At 66.6% G+C, this 17,118-nt stretch carries 22 protein-coding genes; 13 read left to right on the forward strand and 9 right to left on the reverse strand.

The window, feature by feature from the left end; all coding sequences use genetic code 11:
• Positions 1-92: 92 nt before the first annotated feature.
• Positions 93-974, forward strand: a complete 882-nt coding sequence (locus ArtHe_RS00890) for a DUF1524 domain-containing protein (RefSeq protein ID WP_248318334.1) — start codon at positions 93-95, stop codon at positions 972-974.
• A 689-nt stretch (positions 975-1,663) separates the two neighbouring features.
• Here ArtHe_RS00890 and ArtHe_RS00895 read toward each other — a convergent pair.
• Together ArtHe_RS00895 and gluQRS are read right to left on the reverse strand one after the other, a co-directional pair.
• Positions 1,664-2,107: a nitroreductase family deazaflavin-dependent oxidoreductase gene (locus ArtHe_RS00895; protein WP_248318335.1), complete on the reverse strand. Its 444-nt coding sequence runs from the start codon at positions 2,105-2,107 to the stop codon at positions 1,664-1,666.
• A 101-nt stretch (positions 2,108-2,208) separates the two neighbouring features.
• Positions 2,209-3,132, reverse strand: coding sequence for a tRNA glutamyl-Q(34) synthetase GluQRS (gene gluQRS / locus ArtHe_RS00900; RefSeq protein ID WP_248318336.1), 924 nt, complete (start codon positions 3,130-3,132; stop codon positions 2,209-2,211).
• An 88-nt stretch (positions 3,133-3,220) separates the two neighbouring features.
• Here gluQRS and ArtHe_RS00905 point away from each other — a divergent pair, with 88 nt between their 5' ends.
• Together ArtHe_RS00905 and ArtHe_RS00910 are read left to right on the forward strand one after the other, a co-directional pair.
• Positions 3,221-4,108, forward strand: a complete 888-nt coding sequence (locus ArtHe_RS00905; protein WP_349238371.1) for an LLM class flavin-dependent oxidoreductase — start codon at positions 3,221-3,223, stop codon at positions 4,106-4,108.
• A gap of 50 nt (positions 4,109-4,158) precedes the next feature.
• Complete coding sequence (locus ArtHe_RS00910) at positions 4,159-4,602, forward strand: nucleoside deaminase (RefSeq protein ID WP_066302329.1); 444 nt, start codon at positions 4,159-4,161, stop codon at positions 4,600-4,602.
• A gap of 26 nt (positions 4,603-4,628) precedes the next feature.
• Here ArtHe_RS00910 and ArtHe_RS00915 read toward each other — a convergent pair whose 3' ends face one another.
• Positions 4,629-5,342, reverse strand: a complete 714-nt coding sequence (locus ArtHe_RS00915; RefSeq protein ID WP_248318337.1) for an MBL fold metallo-hydrolase — start codon at positions 5,340-5,342, stop codon at positions 4,629-4,631.
• Between the two features lie 104 nt (positions 5,343-5,446).
• On the opposite strand from ArtHe_RS00915, the gene ArtHe_RS00920 reads away from it, so the two are divergent.
• A complete protein-coding gene (locus ArtHe_RS00920; protein ID WP_248318338.1) occupies positions 5,447-5,968 on the forward strand; it encodes a TetR/AcrR family transcriptional regulator in 522 nt (173 codons plus the stop codon).
• Between the two features lie 60 nt (positions 5,969-6,028).
• Here the strand turns inward: ArtHe_RS00920 and ArtHe_RS00925 are convergent, their stop codons facing one another.
• The 6 genes from ArtHe_RS00925 to ArtHe_RS00950 all read right to left on the reverse strand — a co-directional run bounded on the left by ArtHe_RS00925 (position 6,029) and on the right by ArtHe_RS00950 (position 9,612).
• Positions 6,029-6,442 (reverse strand): VOC family protein, encoded by a 414-nt coding sequence (locus tag ArtHe_RS00925; protein ID WP_066302335.1) that lies wholly within the window; start codon positions 6,440-6,442, stop codon positions 6,029-6,031.
• A 166-nt stretch (positions 6,443-6,608) separates the two neighbouring features.
• On the reverse strand, positions 6,609-7,037 hold the full coding sequence (locus ArtHe_RS00930) for a VOC family protein (RefSeq protein ID WP_066302338.1): 429 nt from the start codon (positions 7,035-7,037) through the stop codon (positions 6,609-6,611).
• A gap of 31 nt (positions 7,038-7,068) precedes the next feature.
• Complete coding sequence (locus ArtHe_RS00935) at positions 7,069-7,548, reverse strand: SRPBCC family protein (protein WP_066302340.1); 480 nt, start codon at positions 7,546-7,548, stop codon at positions 7,069-7,071.
• Positions 7,545-8,048, reverse strand: coding sequence for an SRPBCC family protein (locus tag ArtHe_RS00940; RefSeq protein WP_066302342.1), 504 nt, complete (start codon positions 8,046-8,048; stop codon positions 7,545-7,547). The genes ArtHe_RS00935 and ArtHe_RS00940 overlap by 4 nt, the downstream gene beginning before the upstream one ends.
• Entirely contained in the window at positions 8,045-8,410 is a 366-nt protein-coding gene (locus tag ArtHe_RS00945; RefSeq protein ID WP_066302346.1) for a metalloregulator ArsR/SmtB family transcription factor, read from the reverse strand. The genes ArtHe_RS00940 and ArtHe_RS00945 overlap by 4 nt, the downstream gene beginning before the upstream one ends.
• A 200-nt stretch (positions 8,411-8,610) precedes the next feature.
• The gene (locus ArtHe_RS00950; protein WP_248318339.1) at positions 8,611-9,612 is read right to left on the reverse strand and encodes a LacI family DNA-binding transcriptional regulator; all 1,002 of its coding nucleotides are present in this window, start codon (positions 9,610-9,612) and stop codon (positions 8,611-8,613) included.
• A 159-nt stretch (positions 9,613-9,771) separates the two neighbouring features.
• Between ArtHe_RS00950 and ArtHe_RS00955 the strand changes: the two genes are divergently transcribed.
• From ArtHe_RS00955 to ArtHe_RS00995, 9 genes are all read left to right on the forward strand, one after another.
• On the forward strand, positions 9,772-10,740 hold the full coding sequence (locus ArtHe_RS00955; RefSeq protein WP_248318340.1) for an asparaginase: 969 nt from the start codon (positions 9,772-9,774) through the stop codon (positions 10,738-10,740).
• Positions 10,741-10,785: 45 nt separating this feature from the next.
• Entirely contained in the window at positions 10,786-11,673 is an 888-nt protein-coding gene (locus ArtHe_RS00960) for a polysaccharide deacetylase (protein WP_248318341.1), read from the forward strand.
• A gap of 61 nt (positions 11,674-11,734) precedes the next feature.
• Complete coding sequence (locus ArtHe_RS00965) at positions 11,735-13,090, forward strand: MFS transporter (protein WP_248318342.1); 1,356 nt, start codon at positions 11,735-11,737, stop codon at positions 13,088-13,090.
• Complete coding sequence (locus ArtHe_RS00970) at positions 13,087-13,866, forward strand: SDR family oxidoreductase (protein ID WP_066302359.1); 780 nt, start codon at positions 13,087-13,089, stop codon at positions 13,864-13,866. Before ArtHe_RS00965 ends, ArtHe_RS00970 begins: the two co-directional genes overlap by 4 nt.
• Positions 13,867-13,899: 33 nt before the next feature.
• Positions 13,900-14,655 (forward strand): SDR family NAD(P)-dependent oxidoreductase, encoded by a 756-nt coding sequence (locus ArtHe_RS00975; protein ID WP_248318343.1) that lies wholly within the window; start codon positions 13,900-13,902, stop codon positions 14,653-14,655.
• Positions 14,656-14,779: 124 nt separating this feature from the next.
• A complete protein-coding gene (locus ArtHe_RS00980; RefSeq protein ID WP_248318344.1) occupies positions 14,780-15,139 on the forward strand; it encodes a hypothetical protein in 360 nt (119 codons plus the stop codon).
• A 170-nt stretch (positions 15,140-15,309) separates the two neighbouring features.
• Positions 15,310-16,083, forward strand: coding sequence for an excalibur calcium-binding domain-containing protein (locus tag ArtHe_RS00985; RefSeq protein ID WP_248318345.1), 774 nt, complete (start codon positions 15,310-15,312; stop codon positions 16,081-16,083).
• Between the two features lie 184 nt (positions 16,084-16,267).
• Complete coding sequence (locus ArtHe_RS00990; protein WP_151724068.1) at positions 16,268-16,570, forward strand: hypothetical protein; 303 nt, start codon at positions 16,268-16,270, stop codon at positions 16,568-16,570.
• Positions 16,571-16,616: 46 nt separating this feature from the next.
• On the forward strand, positions 16,617-17,117 hold the full coding sequence (locus ArtHe_RS00995; protein WP_248318346.1) for a DinB family protein: 501 nt from the start codon (positions 16,617-16,619) through the stop codon (positions 17,115-17,117).
• Position 17,118: the final 1 nt, after the last annotated feature.

Here is a 17,118-nt window from a genome sequence, read left to right on the forward strand (position 1 = left end):
CCACCGAATTTACGCGGCCGTACGGGCCAGCGAAAGGGCGCGCCGTGAGCCTCCCCGGCTTTCCGGTGAAGGACGCCGATAATTGATGCCAAATGAAATACCTGCGCTCCACTCTGCTGTCCTTGTCCGTCCTTTCGTTCCTCCTCTTCGGAACCGCCTGCGTCCCCCAGGAATCCGGGCCCGCAGCCGCCGCGCCACCCACGCAGCAGGCCCAGGCCGGAACCGCACTAGAGCAGCTTGCCGGGATCACCATCAAGGGACGGGCACCGAAAACCGGTTACGACCGGGAAGAATTTGGGCCGGCCTGGGCCGACGTCGACCGCAACGGCTGCGACACCCGCAACGACATCCTGGCCCGGGACCTGGTGAACCTGGCCTTCCGGGAGGGCACCAAGGACTGCGTGATTACCTCCGGCACCTTCCTTGACCCGTACACCGGAACCTCCATCAGCTTCGTCCGCGGCAACACCACCAGCACAGCGGTGCAGATTGATCATGTGGTGGCGCTGTCCGACGCGTGGCAGAAGGGTGCCCAGCAGCTGAGCGCGGACCAACGCCGCCAGCTCGCCAATGATCCGCTGAACCTCCTCGCCGCCGATGGCCCCGCCAACGGGGCAAAGTCAGACTCCGACGCCGCCACCTGGCTGCCGCCGAACAAGGGCTTCCGCTGCGAATACGTCGCGCGGCAGACCGCGGTGAAGGCGGAGTACGGGCTCTGGATGACCCAGGCTGAGCACGATGCGATCGCCACGGTCCTCTCCGGCTGCCCGGATGAGCCGGTTCCGGCCCGGGAAGGAACAGCCGCCCGGGCGGCGGGCGGCCCAGCCAGCGGTACAACCGGAGGGACTGCGACGCCGGTCTATGCGAATTGCTCGGCTGTCAAGGCTGCGGGTGCCGCACCGATCCGTCCCGGCGATCCGGGCTGGGATCCAAAGTTCGACGGCGACGGCGACGGAGTCGGCTGCACCTCCTAGCCATAGGGTCGGCTAGGCATGGGGTGGGCCAGGGCGAGTCTTGGAACCGGGGAAAAAGACCCGTCGGATGCGGACCGTACCTGTCCTGAACTGCGTCGTCCGCTGCTGTGCATGCTCATAGCCTTAGTCCCAGATGCGGCGCTGGTTCCCGATGCAGCGTTGTTCCAGGTGCAGCGCTGATTCCAGGCCCAGCACTTGGCACGATGCGGGAGACGGAACTTGGCGGCGAGAACCGGCAGGGCAAGGAGAGGGAAGCACATGGGGCTGATGGAGATTGAGCTGGCAAAACTGGACTACCGGGAACGAGTGGCCGAGGCAGCGCGCGCAAACACAGCCCGGGCAAACAGAGAGCGCCGCCGGAGAGCCGGGCGGACAATCGGGCGAAGCGTGGAACAGAGAGTCGGGCGGAGCGTGGAACAGAGAGTCGGGCGGAGCGTGGAACAGAGAGTCGAGAACAGCCGGAGCGGCGGCCTAGCTAACCAGGTTGCCGGCCACGGGGATCGCCGGACTGCTGGCGTGGGCAAGGGTGCCGGACCAGAGCCGGAACAGGATGCCTCACAGGCAGTCCACAGCCATCGGGAAGCCAAGATTGATTCCCCGGTGCTCTCCATCCGGCTGGGAAGATTCCGTTACCGGCTGTGGTTCACCCGGTACGTTGCCGTCTAGGACTGCTGACTGCGCCGCAGGCCTTACCCGGCGTCCATACGTTCCAGAACAAACACCGGGATTTCCCGGTCCGTTTTCGCCTGGTAATCGGCGTACGGCGGATAGGCCTCGACGGCACGTTCCCACCACAGGGCCTTCTCCTCACCGGTGACTTCGCGGGCCTGCATGTCCCACTTCTGCGGGCCGTCCTGCAGCTCCACATGCGGATGGGCCTTGACGTTGAAGTACCAGACCGGATGCCGGGGAGCGCCTCCGAGCGAGGCAACCACCGCATAAACGCCGTCGTGCTCCACGCGCATCAGCGGGGTCTTGCGCAGCTTGCCGGTCCTGGCGCCCTTGGTGGTCAGCAGGATGACGGGGCGTCCATTGAGCGTGGTGCCGCGGGTGCCGCCGGAGGACTCAATTTCCTCGGCCTGCTTCGCTGACCAGTTGCTGGGACTTGGGACATATTCACCGGTGAGGGGCATGCCACCAGTGAACACCTCAGCGGCAGGACCTGGCCACCCCCCTGAACCCGGCAATGCGCCGCCGCCCGGCCCGGGCACGGATAGCCCAGGCACCGGCCAGCTTAAAGTCCCGGCGGTTCAAAGACCCACGGATGCAGCGGCAGCTGGGCAGGGTCAAACGCAGCCAAGGCCTCCGGCAGGGTACCCGGCAGGCCCAGCGAACCGAGGATCATCGCCGTCGCCTCCTGGGCTGAGATGCCCAGCTCCGCCAAACCGCCCAGCGTCACGGCGCCGTCGCGCTTGGCCAGCCGCTTGCCGGAAGGCCCCAGCACCAGCTGGACATGGACGTAGTCCACCGGAGGCAGCCCCAGCAGCGACGCGAGGTACGCCTGCCGGGGGGTGGAGGACAAGAGGTCGTCACCGCGGACCACCTGGTTGATGCCCTGGGCTGCATCGTCGACGACGACGGCAAGGTTGTAGGGCGGGACGCCGTCGTTGCGCAGCAGCACCAGGTCATCAACCATGCCGGTGTACTCGCCGTGCAGGACATCGTGGACGGTGTACTCGGTGACCTCGGACCGAAGCCGGAGGGCCGGCGGACGTTCGCGCCGGCGTCGTTCACGTTCCTGCTCCGACAGGTTGCGGCAGGTCCCCGGATAGGATCCGGGCGGGGAGTGCGGGGCACGGGGTGCGTCGGAGATCTCGCTGCGTGTGCAGAAGCACTCGTAGACCCTGCCCTCTTCCTGCAGCCGTTGAATCGCTTCGAGGTAGACCGTAGTGCGGTCAGACTGGCGGAGGATCCCGGCGTCCCAGTCCAGCCCGACGGCGGCCAGGTCACGCAGCTGCGCAGCTTCCGCCCCGGCACGGGCCTGGTCCAGATCCTCCACCCGGAGGAAGAAGTCCCGGCCGGTGCTGCGGGCGAATAGCCAGGCCAGCAGGGCGGTCCGGAGGTTGCCGACGTGCAGCTCACCTGAGGGGCTGGGAGCAAAACGTCCTGCCCCGGCCGTGGAAACACTGGCGGGGGCGGCGGGAATCTCAAGGGGCACGTCTTCCAGCCTACAAACCCGGTTGCCCGGATGCCGCACCGGAGGACTAGGCTGGGCCACCACGCACCCCAGACGCCAGGAGTCCACGATGCCTGATTACGGCCGCGACCTGCTGTTCGGAGCCTTCATCACGCCGTCGGCCTCCCCGCCGCAGCGCGCTGTGGAGCTGGCGCAAACCGCTGAAACAGCTGGACTGGACCTGGCCGCGTTCCAGGACCACCCGTACCAGCCGCGGTTCCTGGACACCTGGACGCTGCTCTCCTACGTGGCTGCGCGGACCACCAGGATCCGCCTGGCCACCGATGTGTTGAACCTGCCGCTGCGGCAGCCGGCCGTCGTCGCCCGGAGCGCGGCCAGCCTCGATCTGCTCAGCGGTGGCCGCTTCGAGCTCGGACTCGGCGCCGGAGCCTTCTGGGACGCGATTGCGGCCGCCGGCGGAGACCGGCTCAGCCCGGGTGAGGCGGTCACCGGATTGGAAGAGGCCATCCGGATTATCCGCGGGATCTGGGATGTCTCCGCGGGCACCCCGCTGCGGGTGGAGGGCAGCATCCACAGGGTCGACGGCGCCAAACGCGGTCCGGCACCGGCGCACGGCGTCGGCACCTGGCTCGGTGCCTACAAACCACGCATGCTCCGGCTCACCGGAGAACTGGCAGACGGCTGGTTCGCCTCACTGGGCTACCTGCCGGGAGGACCGGGGGAGCTGGCCGGACTGAACGCACGGATCGACGACGCCGCTGCCGGTGCCGGGCGCAGCCCGTCCGCTGTCCGTCGGCTGCTGAATATCAGCGGGTCTGTCACCTCCGCCGGGCTGCTGGCGGAACTGGCACTGGACTACGGGATCTCGGGCTTCATCCTGGCCAGCGACGATGCCACCGACCTGGCCCGCTTCGGGGCTGAGGTGGCTCCGGCCGTGCGGGACATCGTGGCGGAGGCACGGGACGCCGTTGATCTACCGCATGCCCCCGGAGCCTGAAGTTCGCAAGGCCCTTCCCTGCCGGGGGCTGCGGCTCCTACTGTGGGGCCATGACATCGGAGTTGTTGCTGCCCGCCCTGAACGCCGCCCGGAAGGGCCTGGCTGAAGGCGGTATTCCCATTGGGTCGGCTCTGTACGTTGAAGGCGCGATTGTGGCGACGGGGCGCAACCGCAGACAGCAGCTCGGCAGCGTGATCCGGCACGCGGAAATGGACTGTCTGGAGCAGGCCGGCCGGCTGCCCGCCGGTTCCTACCGGCGGGCCACTCTGGTCACCACACTTTCGCCCTGTGACATGTGCGCGGGTGCGGTGCTGCTCTACGGAATTCCCCGCGTGATTATCGGTGAAAACCGGAACTACACGGGTGCGGAGGACCTGCTGCGGAGCAGGGGAGTGCAGCTTGAGATCCTGGACGATGAAGCCTGCGCCCTGCTCGTGGAGGAATTCATGACCGAATACCCGTCACTGTGGAATGAGGACATCGGCGCGAGCTGAAGCCCCTGTGCGCGGCTCCAACCGGCTTAAGCCTTCGCCCGCACCTCGGCTGCCAGTCCGGCAACCGGCCCGTTCCACGGAGCCCCATGGCCGGGCAGAACCCAGTCGACCTGCTGCAGGCCGGTGACGCGCGCGAGCACTTCCAGTGCCTGTGCCGGATCGTCGGTGAACGGGGCCGGCTGCGGACCACGCTGTCCGGTCAGGACATGGCGGGTGGTCAGGGCGTCGCCGACAAAGAGCGCACCGGCGGCCGGCACATACACGGCCACGCTCCCGGGCGAATGCCCCGGCAGGCCAATGATCTGCGGGGAGCCGGGCAGGTCCAGCACGTCGCCGTCCTCCACGGGAACGACGTCGGTCAGGTATTTGGTGCGCCAGCCGCCCTTCCGGATGGAGTAGGCAAGGAAACCCAGGGTCGGCCCCAGCCGCATCCGGCCCGCGGACGCTTTGGGCTTCTCCCCGCCCTTGGCCCGGGCGGCGTCCGCGCTGTGCACGTAGACGGGAATGCCTGACGTGAGGCGCAGCCGCTCGGCAAACCCGAGGTGGTCGGTGTCCCCATGGGTCAGCACGATTCCGCGCACGTCGGAGAGGGGACGCCCGACGGCGGCGAGCTCGCGCTGCAGGTCCCGCCAGTGCCCGGCGAGTCCGGCGTCGATGACGGTGATGCCCTCATCGGTGAGGACGAGATAGGCGGCAACGATGTCGTTGCCGATCCGGTGCAGGTGCGGTCCAAGCTTCACTGTTTCCTCCTTCACCGGCCAGGGCGTGTCCCGGCGATATAGCTACGGTAATTAGCTATGATGGCTAATGTCAATAGCTTACGTTTCCGGGTCAGGAGTTTGGTATGCCCACACCGCAGCGCACATCGCTCGCAGAAATCGTGGCCGCGGGCCGTGAAGTCCTGGAGTCAGGCGGCCCCGGCCGGGTGACCATGCAGGCGGTCGCTGAGCGCGTGGGGGTCCGGCCGCCGTCGCTCTACAAGCGGGTGCGGGACCGGGAAGCGCTGCTGACGCTGATCGCCGCGGCCACGCTGCAGGAACTTCAGGAACGGCTCGCAGCGCAGGACTCTCTGGCCGGGATGGCCTATGCCTACCGGAATTTCGCCCATGAACGGCCGGAGGGTTTCCGGCTGCTCAGTACCCGCAGCGCTTCGGCCGAGGACCTGGCCCGGGCCAGCGCGCCGGTTCTGGCGGCCGCGCGGGCCGCCGTCGGCGAGGCGGATGCCCTGGAAGCCGCACGGTTTATGACTGCCTGGCTGACCGGCTTCATTTCCATGGAACTCGCCGGCGCCTTCCGGCTGGGCGGAGACCTGGACCGGGCCTTCGCCTACGGCATCGACCGGGTGAACGCTGCGCTCGCGGGCTAAGCCTGTGGCCGGCTCCCTTCCCCTTCCCTGGTGCCGGTCAACCAAAACTGCCGGCCCAGGCTAGCGGAGGTCGTCCAGCTCCTGGAACAGGGTCAGCTGCAGCCCGGCTGGACCGTTGAGCCGGGAGTTCAGCGACCGCCAGGGCGTCTCGCGGGGTTCGGCAACCAGCTCCGCACCGCCGTCCACCGCCTGCCGGGTCGCGGCGGCGGCGTCGTCCACCTCGAAGGCGACACGCAGCTTGAGGCTGGGGCGGCCATCGGCCTCGACGCGGTCGATCATCCGGACCTGGGCCGGATTGGACAGCTCCAGTGTGGCGCGGCCGGCGTCCAGGATAGTCACCCGGGCATCGTCTTCGCCCTGGTAGGCCTCCTGTTCGGGCAGGCCGAGGACATCACGGTAGAAGGTGAGGGCGGCGTCGTAATCTTCTGCTTCGACCACCAGCCGCAGCTGGCGGACGGGATTAGGGGTCTCCATGCCAGCACCAACCCCGCGCGCGGCCGCCGCATTCCCTGGCCCTGAAAACCCAGCGCTGCTCCCTGCAAGACACGACGCTGCTCCTGACAAAAAACGACGACGGCGGCAGCTGCCTTTCCTCGAAAAGGCAGCTGCCGCCGTCGTACTGTTGGGACGCCTGGGCGGGTCAGCCGGCCGGCGCGGCTTCGGGACCGCGGGGAATCAGCGGCTTCTCCGCGCGTGCCTTGATCTGCTGCACCACCCAGCTGTTGCCGTCCGGGTCCTCGAAACCGAACATCGTTCCACCGTCGCGCTCGTCGAGGACCATGATTCCGCCGGCCTCAACCCCGCGGGAGAGAAGTTCCTCCCGCGCCGCCGCGGCATCGGAAACCACCAGCTGCAGGCCCTTGAGGGAGCCCGGCTCCATCTCCGCCTGTCCGGGAAGGTTGCCGATCACGATCGAGCAGCCGGAACCCCGCGGCGTCAGCTGGGCGAACTGCATCTGCTCAGTGACGGTGTGGTGATCGAGCTTAAAACCCACCCGGTCGGCGTAGAAAGCGATGCTGCGGTCCAGGTCGCGGACCGGGAGCACGACGACTTCCAGAGTCCAGTCCATGGTTCCTCCACACGTTGTCTCCGGCAGGGTGTCAGGCGGTGGCGAAGGCCAGCAGCTGCTCGAGCTTGTCGTAGCCGGCGGCCATTCCGGATTCCATGCCTGAGGAGACGAAGTTATCCCGGGTTTCCACCGAGGGATAGAGCGAATGGCCGATAAGCCTGGAACGTCCGTCCGGCAGGTCCTCGAAGTGCATGTAGTCCAGGCTCGCCTCGTCCGGATAACCCTCATACTCGAAGGTCTGCAGAATGAACTCGTCCGGGCGGACACTGTGGAAAACGCCGCGGAAAGCGAATTCGCCCTCGCCGTCGGTCTGTACAAATCGGTAGCTGCCGCCCGAGGTCGGTTCGAACCCGTCGATCCGGGTCTCCAGTGCGTCGGGTCCAATCCACTGACGGTAGGATTCCGGATCCACATGGGCGCGGAACACCTCCCGTGCGGGGTAGTCGAACTCGCGGACGTAATCGATATACGGAACGCCGTCCGGAACCGTGACTTCCAGTGCGTTGGTCATGATGCCTCCTGCGGGGTCTTTTCGCTGAGCGTGCCCAGCAGTTCTTCGAGCCGGTCGTAGCCTTCGCCGAGGCCCTCCTCCATGCCGGAGGCAGCCATTCCGTCGCGCGCTTCCATGCTGGGGTAGACGGCGTGCGCGGTGAGCCGGGTCCTGCCGTCACCCAGGTCCTCGAACGTCTGGGATTCGATGCTGACGACGTCGGGGTAGCCGGAGAACTCGAAGGTCTGGATCGCGAACTCGTTCTCCCGGACGGTGTGGAAGATGCCGGAGAAATCGTACGGAACGCCATCGGGTCCGGTGTGGGTGTACTTGTAGGAGCCGCCGGTGGTGAAATCGTAATGGTCGATTTCCATCTTCAGGCCCCTCGGCCCCAGCCACTGAACGATCAGCTCCGGATCCCGGTGCGCCTGGAACACCGCAGCGACCGGGAAATCGAGCTCGCGGGAGAAATTGATAAAAGGAACGCCCTCGGGGACGGAGACTTGCAGTGCGTTGGTCATGATGGATCCTTTGCCTGCGGGCCGCTGCGCGCGGCCTGTTCGAAGAGCACGGCGTCCAGGCTGCGGAACTGCTCCTCGCGGACCAGCCGATACCGGTCGATCCACGCAGTGAGCGCCTCCAGCCGTGCGGGGTTCAGGTGCACGGGCCGGCGCTGGGCGTCACGGGTTCGGGTGACTAGCTGCGCCTGCTCGAGGACCTGGATGTGCTTCGAGACCGCCTGCTTGCTGATCGCGAAGGGTTCCGCCAGTTCGTTGACCGTTGCCGGGCCCCGGGAGAGCCTGGCGATGATGCGGCGGCGGGCCGGATCGGCAAGGGCCAGGAAGGCCTTGTCGAGGAGGGCGTCGTCACGGGTTTCGTTCATGTGTGGGCCAACGTTTCGTGTGCTGTAACCAAAAAAGTGTGCTGCAAACCAATAAAACTGTGCTGCAACCGAAAAACTATGCTGCCAACCGGCAAGCGTATTCAAGGTTGCGGTTTATCAACCAAATCATTGATTACGAACCAAAGTACCCCCGGTGCGGGATGCCGGCAAGGGGGGAAGCAGGAGTTTTTTGACGTTTCCTAGCCGCTGCCGCGAACCACCAATTCGGGGGCCAGCCGCACGCTGTCCACAACACTTCCGTCCATCATCCCGCGGAGTGCCAGCAGTCCTTGCCGGCCTATCTCATGCATGGGGGAGCGGACCGTGGTGAGATTGACGCCGCCGGCCAGAGGGGTGTCATTAAAGCCCCCGACTGCGACGTCGCCGGGGACATTAAGGCCAGCTTCACGCAGCACGCCGATAGCCCCGATTGCCGCGAAGTCGTTGACCGCGAAGATGGCCTCGGGGGCGCCGCCGGCGGCCAGGATCCGGGCGGCGGCCTCCTGTCCGGAGTGTGCGTCGAACCCGCCGTGGATGAGCCACTGTTCAGGTACGGTGTGCCCGGCATCAGCGAGCACATCCAGGAACCCGGCGCTGCGGTCGCGCGAGGTCGAGGTTGTCGGGGTGCCCGCGATGAGACCGAAACTGGTTCGGCCTGCCGCAAGGAAATGTTCGGCCATCAGCCGTCCGCCGGCATAGTCGTCGCACGTGACGCTGACGTGCCCCGCGGACGTCCGGCTGACCAGCACCAGCGGAATACCCCGGGTACGCAGTTCATCCAGGTAAGGCTCCTGGAGGTGCGCATCTCCGAAGATCAGTCCGTCAGCACGCCGGTTCAGCAGGCGTTCTGCCTTCACCCGCTGAGCGGAGGCGTCATCCAGGGAGTTGGCCACCAATGCCAGCAGGCCGTGTTCGGTTGCCGCCTCGTCAATGCCTTCGTAAATGGTGGCCAGGACAAAGTCCTGCAGCCGGGGAACTATCACTCCGACAGTGTCGGAGCGCGAGGTCCGCAGAGATGCGGCATGCGGATTCCGGCTGTAGCCAAGATCCTTGGACAGGGCAAGGATCCGCTCAGTGGTGGCCGGTGCAGCCCACTTGGAATTTGCTCCGGCCGGGTCGTTGAGGACACGGGACACGGTGGAGACGTTGAGGCCGAGTTCCTTCGCCAGGTACTTCAGGGTGACTTGTCCGGGGGCGCCCATGTTTCCGTTTCATGTCAGATGCGGACTGAATGTAAAAAATGCGTGAACGTGTTGCGCTTCACACTCCTAGGCCCATAGTATCGCTTCCAACGCTTACACAAACGTTTGCGGCAAACGTTTGGTAACGGATGCAACAGGAACTTGAGGAGTAACCGGGCAGTGGCTCAGATTCATGTACTAGGAACCGGCGGCACCATTGCCTCCCGGGCACAGGGTGCCGGCGGAGCAGTGGCGTCCGACGGTGCGGAGTCGCTGACCTCGGCTCTGGAGAGCCGGCACACCCTCGTCTCCCGCGACATCCTCACCACGGGGAGCTACCGTCTGGCCCTTGCCGACCTCCGCCTCATCGCTGAGACTGTTCGGGAGGTCCTGGACCGGGATGAGGTGGATGGCGTGGTCGTCACGCACGGAACCGACACCATGGAGGAGACCGCCTTCCTGCTGGACCTGGTCCACGATTCGGCGAAGCCCGTGGTGTTTACCGGTGCGCAGCAGACCGCAGACAGTTCCTGCCCCGATGGGCCGGGTAACCTGGCCGAAGCTATTGCCGCCGCTGCGGAACCCGGGCTGCGGGGCGCAGGGGTGATGATCTCCTTCGCCGGTGAAATCCGCTCCGCCCGCGGTGCGCGCAAATCCCACACCACAGCCGCGAGCGCCTTCGCCGGCGGGACGCAGGTGGCGCACCTGGCCGGAGACGACGTCGTAGTTTCCGCCCTGCCAGCCCGCCGTGCTCCGCTGGCCATGCCGGAAGCCCGGTTCGACGCGGTCCGGGCCGACATCATTACGGCCTATGCCGGAGCCACACCGGAACTGCTCCTCCACGCGGCGCGGGACGGGGCGCACGCCCTGATCCTGGCTGGAACCGGCATCGGCAACGCCGGACCCGGTTTCGCTGAGGCCGTCGCGGAGGTGAGCGCGGCCGGAGTGCCGGTGGTCCTCAGCAGCCGCACTCCATGGGGTCCGGTGGTTCCGACCTATGGAAACGGCGGCGGCAAGGACCTGGTCCGCGCCGGCGCCATCCCGTCCCGGGACCTCAATCCCTTCCAAGCCCGCATCCTGGCCGCCCTGCTGCTGGCCGGGAACACCGATCCGGCGAGCTTCGCCGTACGGTTCTCCGCATACACCTAGCCCATCTGATCGAACTACCGCCGCCACGCAACCAGGAGGAAACACATGTCCAAGAAAATCTATGTTTCAGTCGGAATCGACGTTGACGCCGTTGGCGGCTGGCTCGGCTCCTACGGCGGAGAAGACTCCCCGGGCGACATTTCCCGCGGCATCTTCGCCGGCGAAGTGGGCGTACCCCGCCTGCTCAAATTGGCGCAGGACCGGGAAATGCCGGTGACCTGGTTCTGGCCGGGCCACTCGATCGAGACGTTCCCGGAGCAGTTCGACGCGACCGTCGCCGCCGGCCACGAAGTCGGCGTGCACGGCTACAGCCACGAGAACCCCATCGCCATGACCCGCGCGCAGGAAACCGAAGTTCTGGATTACTGCATCGACCTGTTTACCGAACGCACGGGCAAAAAGCCCGTGGGCTACGTGGCGCCGTGGTGGGAGTTCTCCAACGTCACCAACGAAATCCTGCTCGAGCGTGGATTCCTCTACGACCATTCCCTGATGCACAACGACTTCACGCCGTACTACGTCCGCGTCGGCGACTCCTGGACCAAGATCAACTACGACGCCGCTTCCGCGCGCGAATGGATGAAGCCGCTGGTCCGCGGCGAAGAAACCGACCTGATCGAGATCCCCGCCAACTGGTACCTGGATGACCTGCCGCCCATGATGTTCATCAAGGGCAGCGCCAACAGCCACGGCTTCGTCTCGCCGCGGGACATCGAGCAGATGTGGAAGGACCAGTTCGACTGGGTCTACCGGGAAATGGAATACGGCGTCTTCCCGCTGACCATCCACCCCGACGTATCCGGCCGTCCGCAGAACCTGCTGATGCTCGAGCGCCTGTTCGACCACATCGCCGGGCACGACGGCGTTGAGTTCGCCACCATGGAAACCATCGCCCGCGACTTCGCCGAACGCCACCCCCGCAGCGCCGGCTGACCCAGCGCGCTCCCGGCGCACCCCGGATACTCCCACTCCACCCTTTTAGAAGGACCCCAACATGAGTACTACTGCCGCGCCCAAAAAGCGCCCGCCCACCACTGCCGTTGCCCCCTGGGATGTGCAGATCACCCCCAAGATTGTCCGCAAGGTCTCCCTGGTCTGCTTCATCGCCTGGGTGGTCTCGGTCTACGACTTCACCCTCTTCGGCACCCTGCTGCCGGTCATCGCCGAGGACTTCGGCTGGACCGCTGCCCAGTCCACTGCGGTGAACACCATCGCCCATGTCGGCATCTTCATCGTGGCGCTGGCCGTCGGAACGATCATTGACCGGCTGGGCCGCAAAAACGCCTTGATCGTGCTGATGCTCGGCGGCGCTGCCGCGGCCGGATTCACCGGTATGGCGGCCGGCGCGGTCAGCCTGATCATCATCCGTTCCTTCTCCGGATTCTCCATGTCCGAGGAAGTCGTCAACGCCGTCTATCTGAACGAGATCTACAAGAACGTCAAGAACCGCGGCCTGATGTACTCGATCGTCCAGGGCGGCTGGCCCGTCGGGGCACTGCTGTCGGCTGGGCTCTCCGCCCTGCTGCTGCCGGTCATCGGCTGGCGCTGGAGCTTTGCGGTGGCCGCAGTGATGGCACTGGGCGTCGCCTGGATGGCCTCCCGGCTGCCGGAATCACCCACGTTCGCCGCCATCAAGGAAGTCCAGCGACGCCAGGCGGACGGCGACGTCGAGGGTGCAAAGGCACTCGCAGCCCAGCACGATCTCGAAGAAGGCAGCCAGCACAAGACCGGTTTCAAGGATGTCTTCACCCCGGAGCTGCGCCGCCACACCACCCTGCTGTCCCTTGCCTGGCTGTTCAACTGGGCTGCCATCCAGGTGTTCTCCGTCCTCGGCACCACGGTGCTGGTGGAGGCTAAGGGCGTTTCGTTCGAGAACGCGCTGCTGATCCTGGTCCTGGCGAACGCCGTCGGTTTTGCCGGCTACGTTTTCCACGGCTGGCTCGGTGACCGCATCGGCCGGCAGAAGACCGTCATCATCGGCTGGTTCGGCGGCGGCGCCGCGAGCCTGGTCATGCTGCTGGGGCCGAGCAGCGAAGTCTTCATCATCGTGCTGTACGCGCTGACCCTGTTTTTCCTTAGCGGCCCCTACGCCGCACTGCTCTACTACATGGGTGAGTCCTACCCGGCGCACGTGCGCGGCATGGGCACCAACGTGGCGCACGTCATGGCACCGCTCGGCGGCATCGCGGGATCCGGGCTGCTCAGCCTGATGCTGTTCATGGGCATGGAAATGCAGTGGGCAGCCATCCTCACCGGCACCGGCGGCCTGATCATTTCCGCGCTGTGCATGCTCGGCACCCGCAAGGTTGTGCAGGAGAGCACCAAGACCCCCAAGGAGGCGGCAGCATGAGGCGCGACGACGGGCTCGAAGGAAAAGCCGCCGTCATCTCCGGCGGCGCCAGCGGGATCGGACAGGCGCTGGCAGTGGCCTACGCCCGCGCCGGCGCGCACTCAGTGATCGGCTACCTGCCCAACGACCCGCACGACGCCGGTGAAACGGTGGCCCTGGTCGAAGCCGAGGGTGCCCGCTGCGTGCCGGTGCCCGTTGATGTCCGCCGGTATGAGGACACCGAGGCGCTGGCCCAGGCCGCCCTCGACAGCTTCGGCAGGCTGGACATTGCCGTCGCCGCGGCAGGCATCCTGCGCCGTGCCTCGCTGGCGGAGATGACCGATGAAGCATGGGATGGCATGATGTCCGTCGATCTTTCCGGTGTGATGCGCACCTTCCGCTCCTGCGCGGCCCGGATGGAGCACGACGGCGCCATGGTAGCCACCTCGTCGATTGCGGGCGGTGTCTACGGCTGGGAAGAACACAGCCACTACGCCGCGGCGAAGGCGGGCCTGCTGGGCATGTGCCGTTCCCTCGCCGTCGAACTGGCACCCCGCGGCATCCGCGTGAACGCTGTCATCCCGGGCCTGATCGAAAGCCCGCAGTCCCTCGACGGGGTCAACTCCCTGGGGAAGTCCGGCCTTGAAGCCGCGGGCAGCATCATCCCGCGCGGCCGGGTGGGTACCGTGGACGAAGCCGCACGCGTCATCCGCTTTCTGACCAGTGACGACTCTGCGTACGTCACCGGACAGCAGATCATTGTCGACGGGGGCCTGACCGTCCGCTGGCCCAGCTGACCGCTCCACCGCCACAGCGAAACGAAAGAAACCATGACACAGCAGCTCAGCGGACAAACCGCAGTCATCACCGGTGCCGGCAGCGGAATCGGAGCCGCCATCGCCCGGCTTTATGCACAGGAGGGTGCCAACCTGGCGCTCCTGGACCTGGACGAGGCGCAATGCCGGGAAACAGCCGCGGCCTGTATCGAGCTGGGTGCGGAAGCGACTGCCCGGAGGACCGATGTTGCCGACAGCGACGACGTCAAAGCAGCCATGGACGCAGCTGCCCAGGACTTCGGCGGGATCGACATCCTGGTCAGCTCGGCGGGCATCCTGGATGAGCGGCCGTTCCTGGAGCTCAGCCCGGAAGCGTTCGACCTGACCATCAACGTTGACCTGCGCGGCGTTTTCCTGGCGGCCCGCTGGGCGGCCCCGCACATGGTGGCAGGAGCACGCGGCGGGCGGATCATCAACATCTCCTCCCAGCTTGGAATCAAAGGGGGAACCGGCCTGGCACACTACTGCGCCGCGAAGGCCGGAGTGATTGGCCTGACCAAGGCCCTGGCGCTGGAACTGGCGCCGCACTCGATCCTGGTCAACGCAATCGCCCCGGGCCCGGTCTTCACGCCGCTGATCGACGGGCTGTCAGAGGAATGGAAGGCAGCGAAGCAGGCGGAACTGCCGGTGGGACGGTTCGGCACGGCGGAAGAGATTGCTCCGACGGCACTGCTGCTGGCCTCCTCTCCGGGCGGTAACCTCTATACCGGCCAGACCCTGGGCCCCAACAGCGGCGACGTGATGCCGTAGGAGGTCTTCGATGTGTGGAGCGTGTCCCGGCGGTGCTTCCGTCTCCCGGATTTCCGCCTACGCGGCGCTGGCGGGAATTAAGCAGGAAGTGGCCGGCCTCCTCCAAAGAGCTGCCGGCCCGCGCTTGACCATTCGGGCGTTTGGCAACGGCTGGACCGTCCGGGACCGGCTGGGCCGTCAACGCGTGCTGCCAGGTCTGGAGGAGGTTGCCGCCGCAGTAGCTGCCGGGCCGCTGGACTGGGCAGCGGTATCTGCGCTCACCGGGCAGACGATCACGGGAAGAGCTCCGCGGCTCACCTGCGAGGCGGCCACGGAACTGGGACGCGTTGCCGCACGACCGCTTGCGGGGCCGGCGACGTCGGCGGGGTCGGCAGGTCAGGGACAGCCGGTGCCTCTCACCGCCGGTGGATTTACGGCCGCCTTGCTGATCCGGGCGGCCAACGCCCGTGCAGAAACCGACGACTCTGCCGGGACGGTTGCCTAGCACTTTGAGGTGGCCAGATCGACCGCCCCCAGGGACACACCCAATCGGATCGTTACGCAGGACACACCTTTCCTCCACAGCTGCTGCTAGCGTGTTGGCCGATGCGTTCGCATCCACGTCTGCACCTATTCCTGGGGGAATCCATGTTTGTTCTGCCTCTTCAACGCCCTGTGCCCATTAACCGTGCGGCACGTCCTGCCCGTCCCCGGGCAGTCACTGTCACTGTCGGTGCGATGGTGCTTGCCGTCGTCACTCTTTCCGGTTGCGGGGGAAGTTCAGAGCCAGCGGCTGCAGGGACACCGGCTCCCTCCACAACGAGCGCCTCGCCTTCTCCAACGCAGACGCCGCTCGCGAACCAGGCCTGCAAAACAGCCAGTGCCACTCAGACGCAGACCGCGAAGGCCAGTCCGAGTGCAAGCCAGAGCAGCAGCTCCAGCGCGAAGGCATCCTCGAAGACCTCACCCTCCGCCACGGAAACTTCGCCGTCTGCGACGCCGACCTCCGGAAGCACGGTCTACGTCTGCACGGAGAATGAGAACGGCAGGCTTGTCTGGCTGGACAAGGACAGCTCGGAGAAGCTGGTTGCCGCGCGTCAGGCCGAAGCGGACAAGAAGGCCGCCGAGGACGCAGCGGCAGCGGCCGAGGCCCAGCGGCTCGCTGATGAAGCCGCGGCAGCCCAGGCAGCTGAGACCCAGCGGCTTGCCGATGAAGCTGCGGCGGCAGCCGCAGCAGCCGCAGCGGCCGAGGCACAGCGCCTCGCTGAGGAACAGGCTCGCCAGCAGTACGTAGCTCCCGCGCCGCCCGCGCCGGCTCCTGCGCCCGCCAACGTCTACTATGCGAACTGCTCGGCTGCCAGAGCAGCCGGAGCGGCCCCGGTCTACATCGGCAGCCCCGGTTACGGCAAGCACCTGGACCGTGACGGCGACGGAATCGGCTGCGAATAATCGGCCAAAGCTCCAGGCCCTGAAAAGGCGCCCTGGTTCCACCCACGGGTGGGTACCGGGGCGCCTTTCCTGTTGACAGCTACCTCTCAGCCCGCACCCGGCGACGCGGAGGGGGAACAGGCGTACCGTGTTTCTTCCGGCCGAGCCGCCAGGCGGGGCCCTCGGCAGCAGGAGGGGACGGACCATGAGCTCAATGGATCACAGACACGGGGCCACGCCTGCCCGCCACGGGACGGGTCTCCACTGGCCAAGTTTTGCCCTGGGCATCGTTTTTATGCTGCTGGTCCTGGCACAGGGGGAGGACAACGGCGCCCCCGGGTTTGTCGGGATGGCCGGCCTGATCCTGTTGGTCACGGGCCTGTACTCCGCGGCCACCGGGCGGAAGTCCTGGCTCCGGCTGACCACCCGGGCCGCAGCGTTTATTGTGGCCGCCGCCGGGGCAGTGTTGATGCTGGTGGCCCTGGGACTGCGGCTGGCCGATTTGTGACGCGCCCGGCTGCAGGATGGTCCTTGGCGGCCGTTACGCTGGGCGGATGCTCACCGATGAACGAATTGATCCGCCGGACGCCGGCGACGAACGCGACACCCTGAACGGATTCCTGGATTTTCTGCGGGCCAGCGCCGTCTACAAGGCCCAAGGGCTCAGCGACGCCGACGCCGCCCGGCAGGTGCTGCCTTCGCTCACCACGGTCTCCGGTCTGCTCCGGCACCTGGCCGACGTCGAGCGGTCCTGGTTCCGCGAACGGATGGACGGACAGGCCGGCGTTCCCACCCGCTGGAGCGATGCTGATCCCGACGGCGAATTCCGGGTGACCGAAAACGACAGCTTGGCCGAGATCATCGCCGACTACGAGGCAGCATGCGCCGAATCGCGTGAGGTGGCCGCCCGGTACCAGCTCGAGGACCTGGGCAAGGCAGAGGGTATGACCCATAACCTGCGCTGGGTCCTGGTCCACATGGTCGAGGAAACCGGGCGGCACTGCGGGCACCTGGACGTCGTCCGCGAACTGCTGGACGGAACAACGGGGGAGTAAC

This window comes from Arthrobacter sp. Helios, from assembly GCF_023167125.1.
GTDB lineage: Bacteria > Actinomycetota > Actinomycetes > Actinomycetales > Micrococcaceae > Arthrobacter_B > Arthrobacter_B luteolus.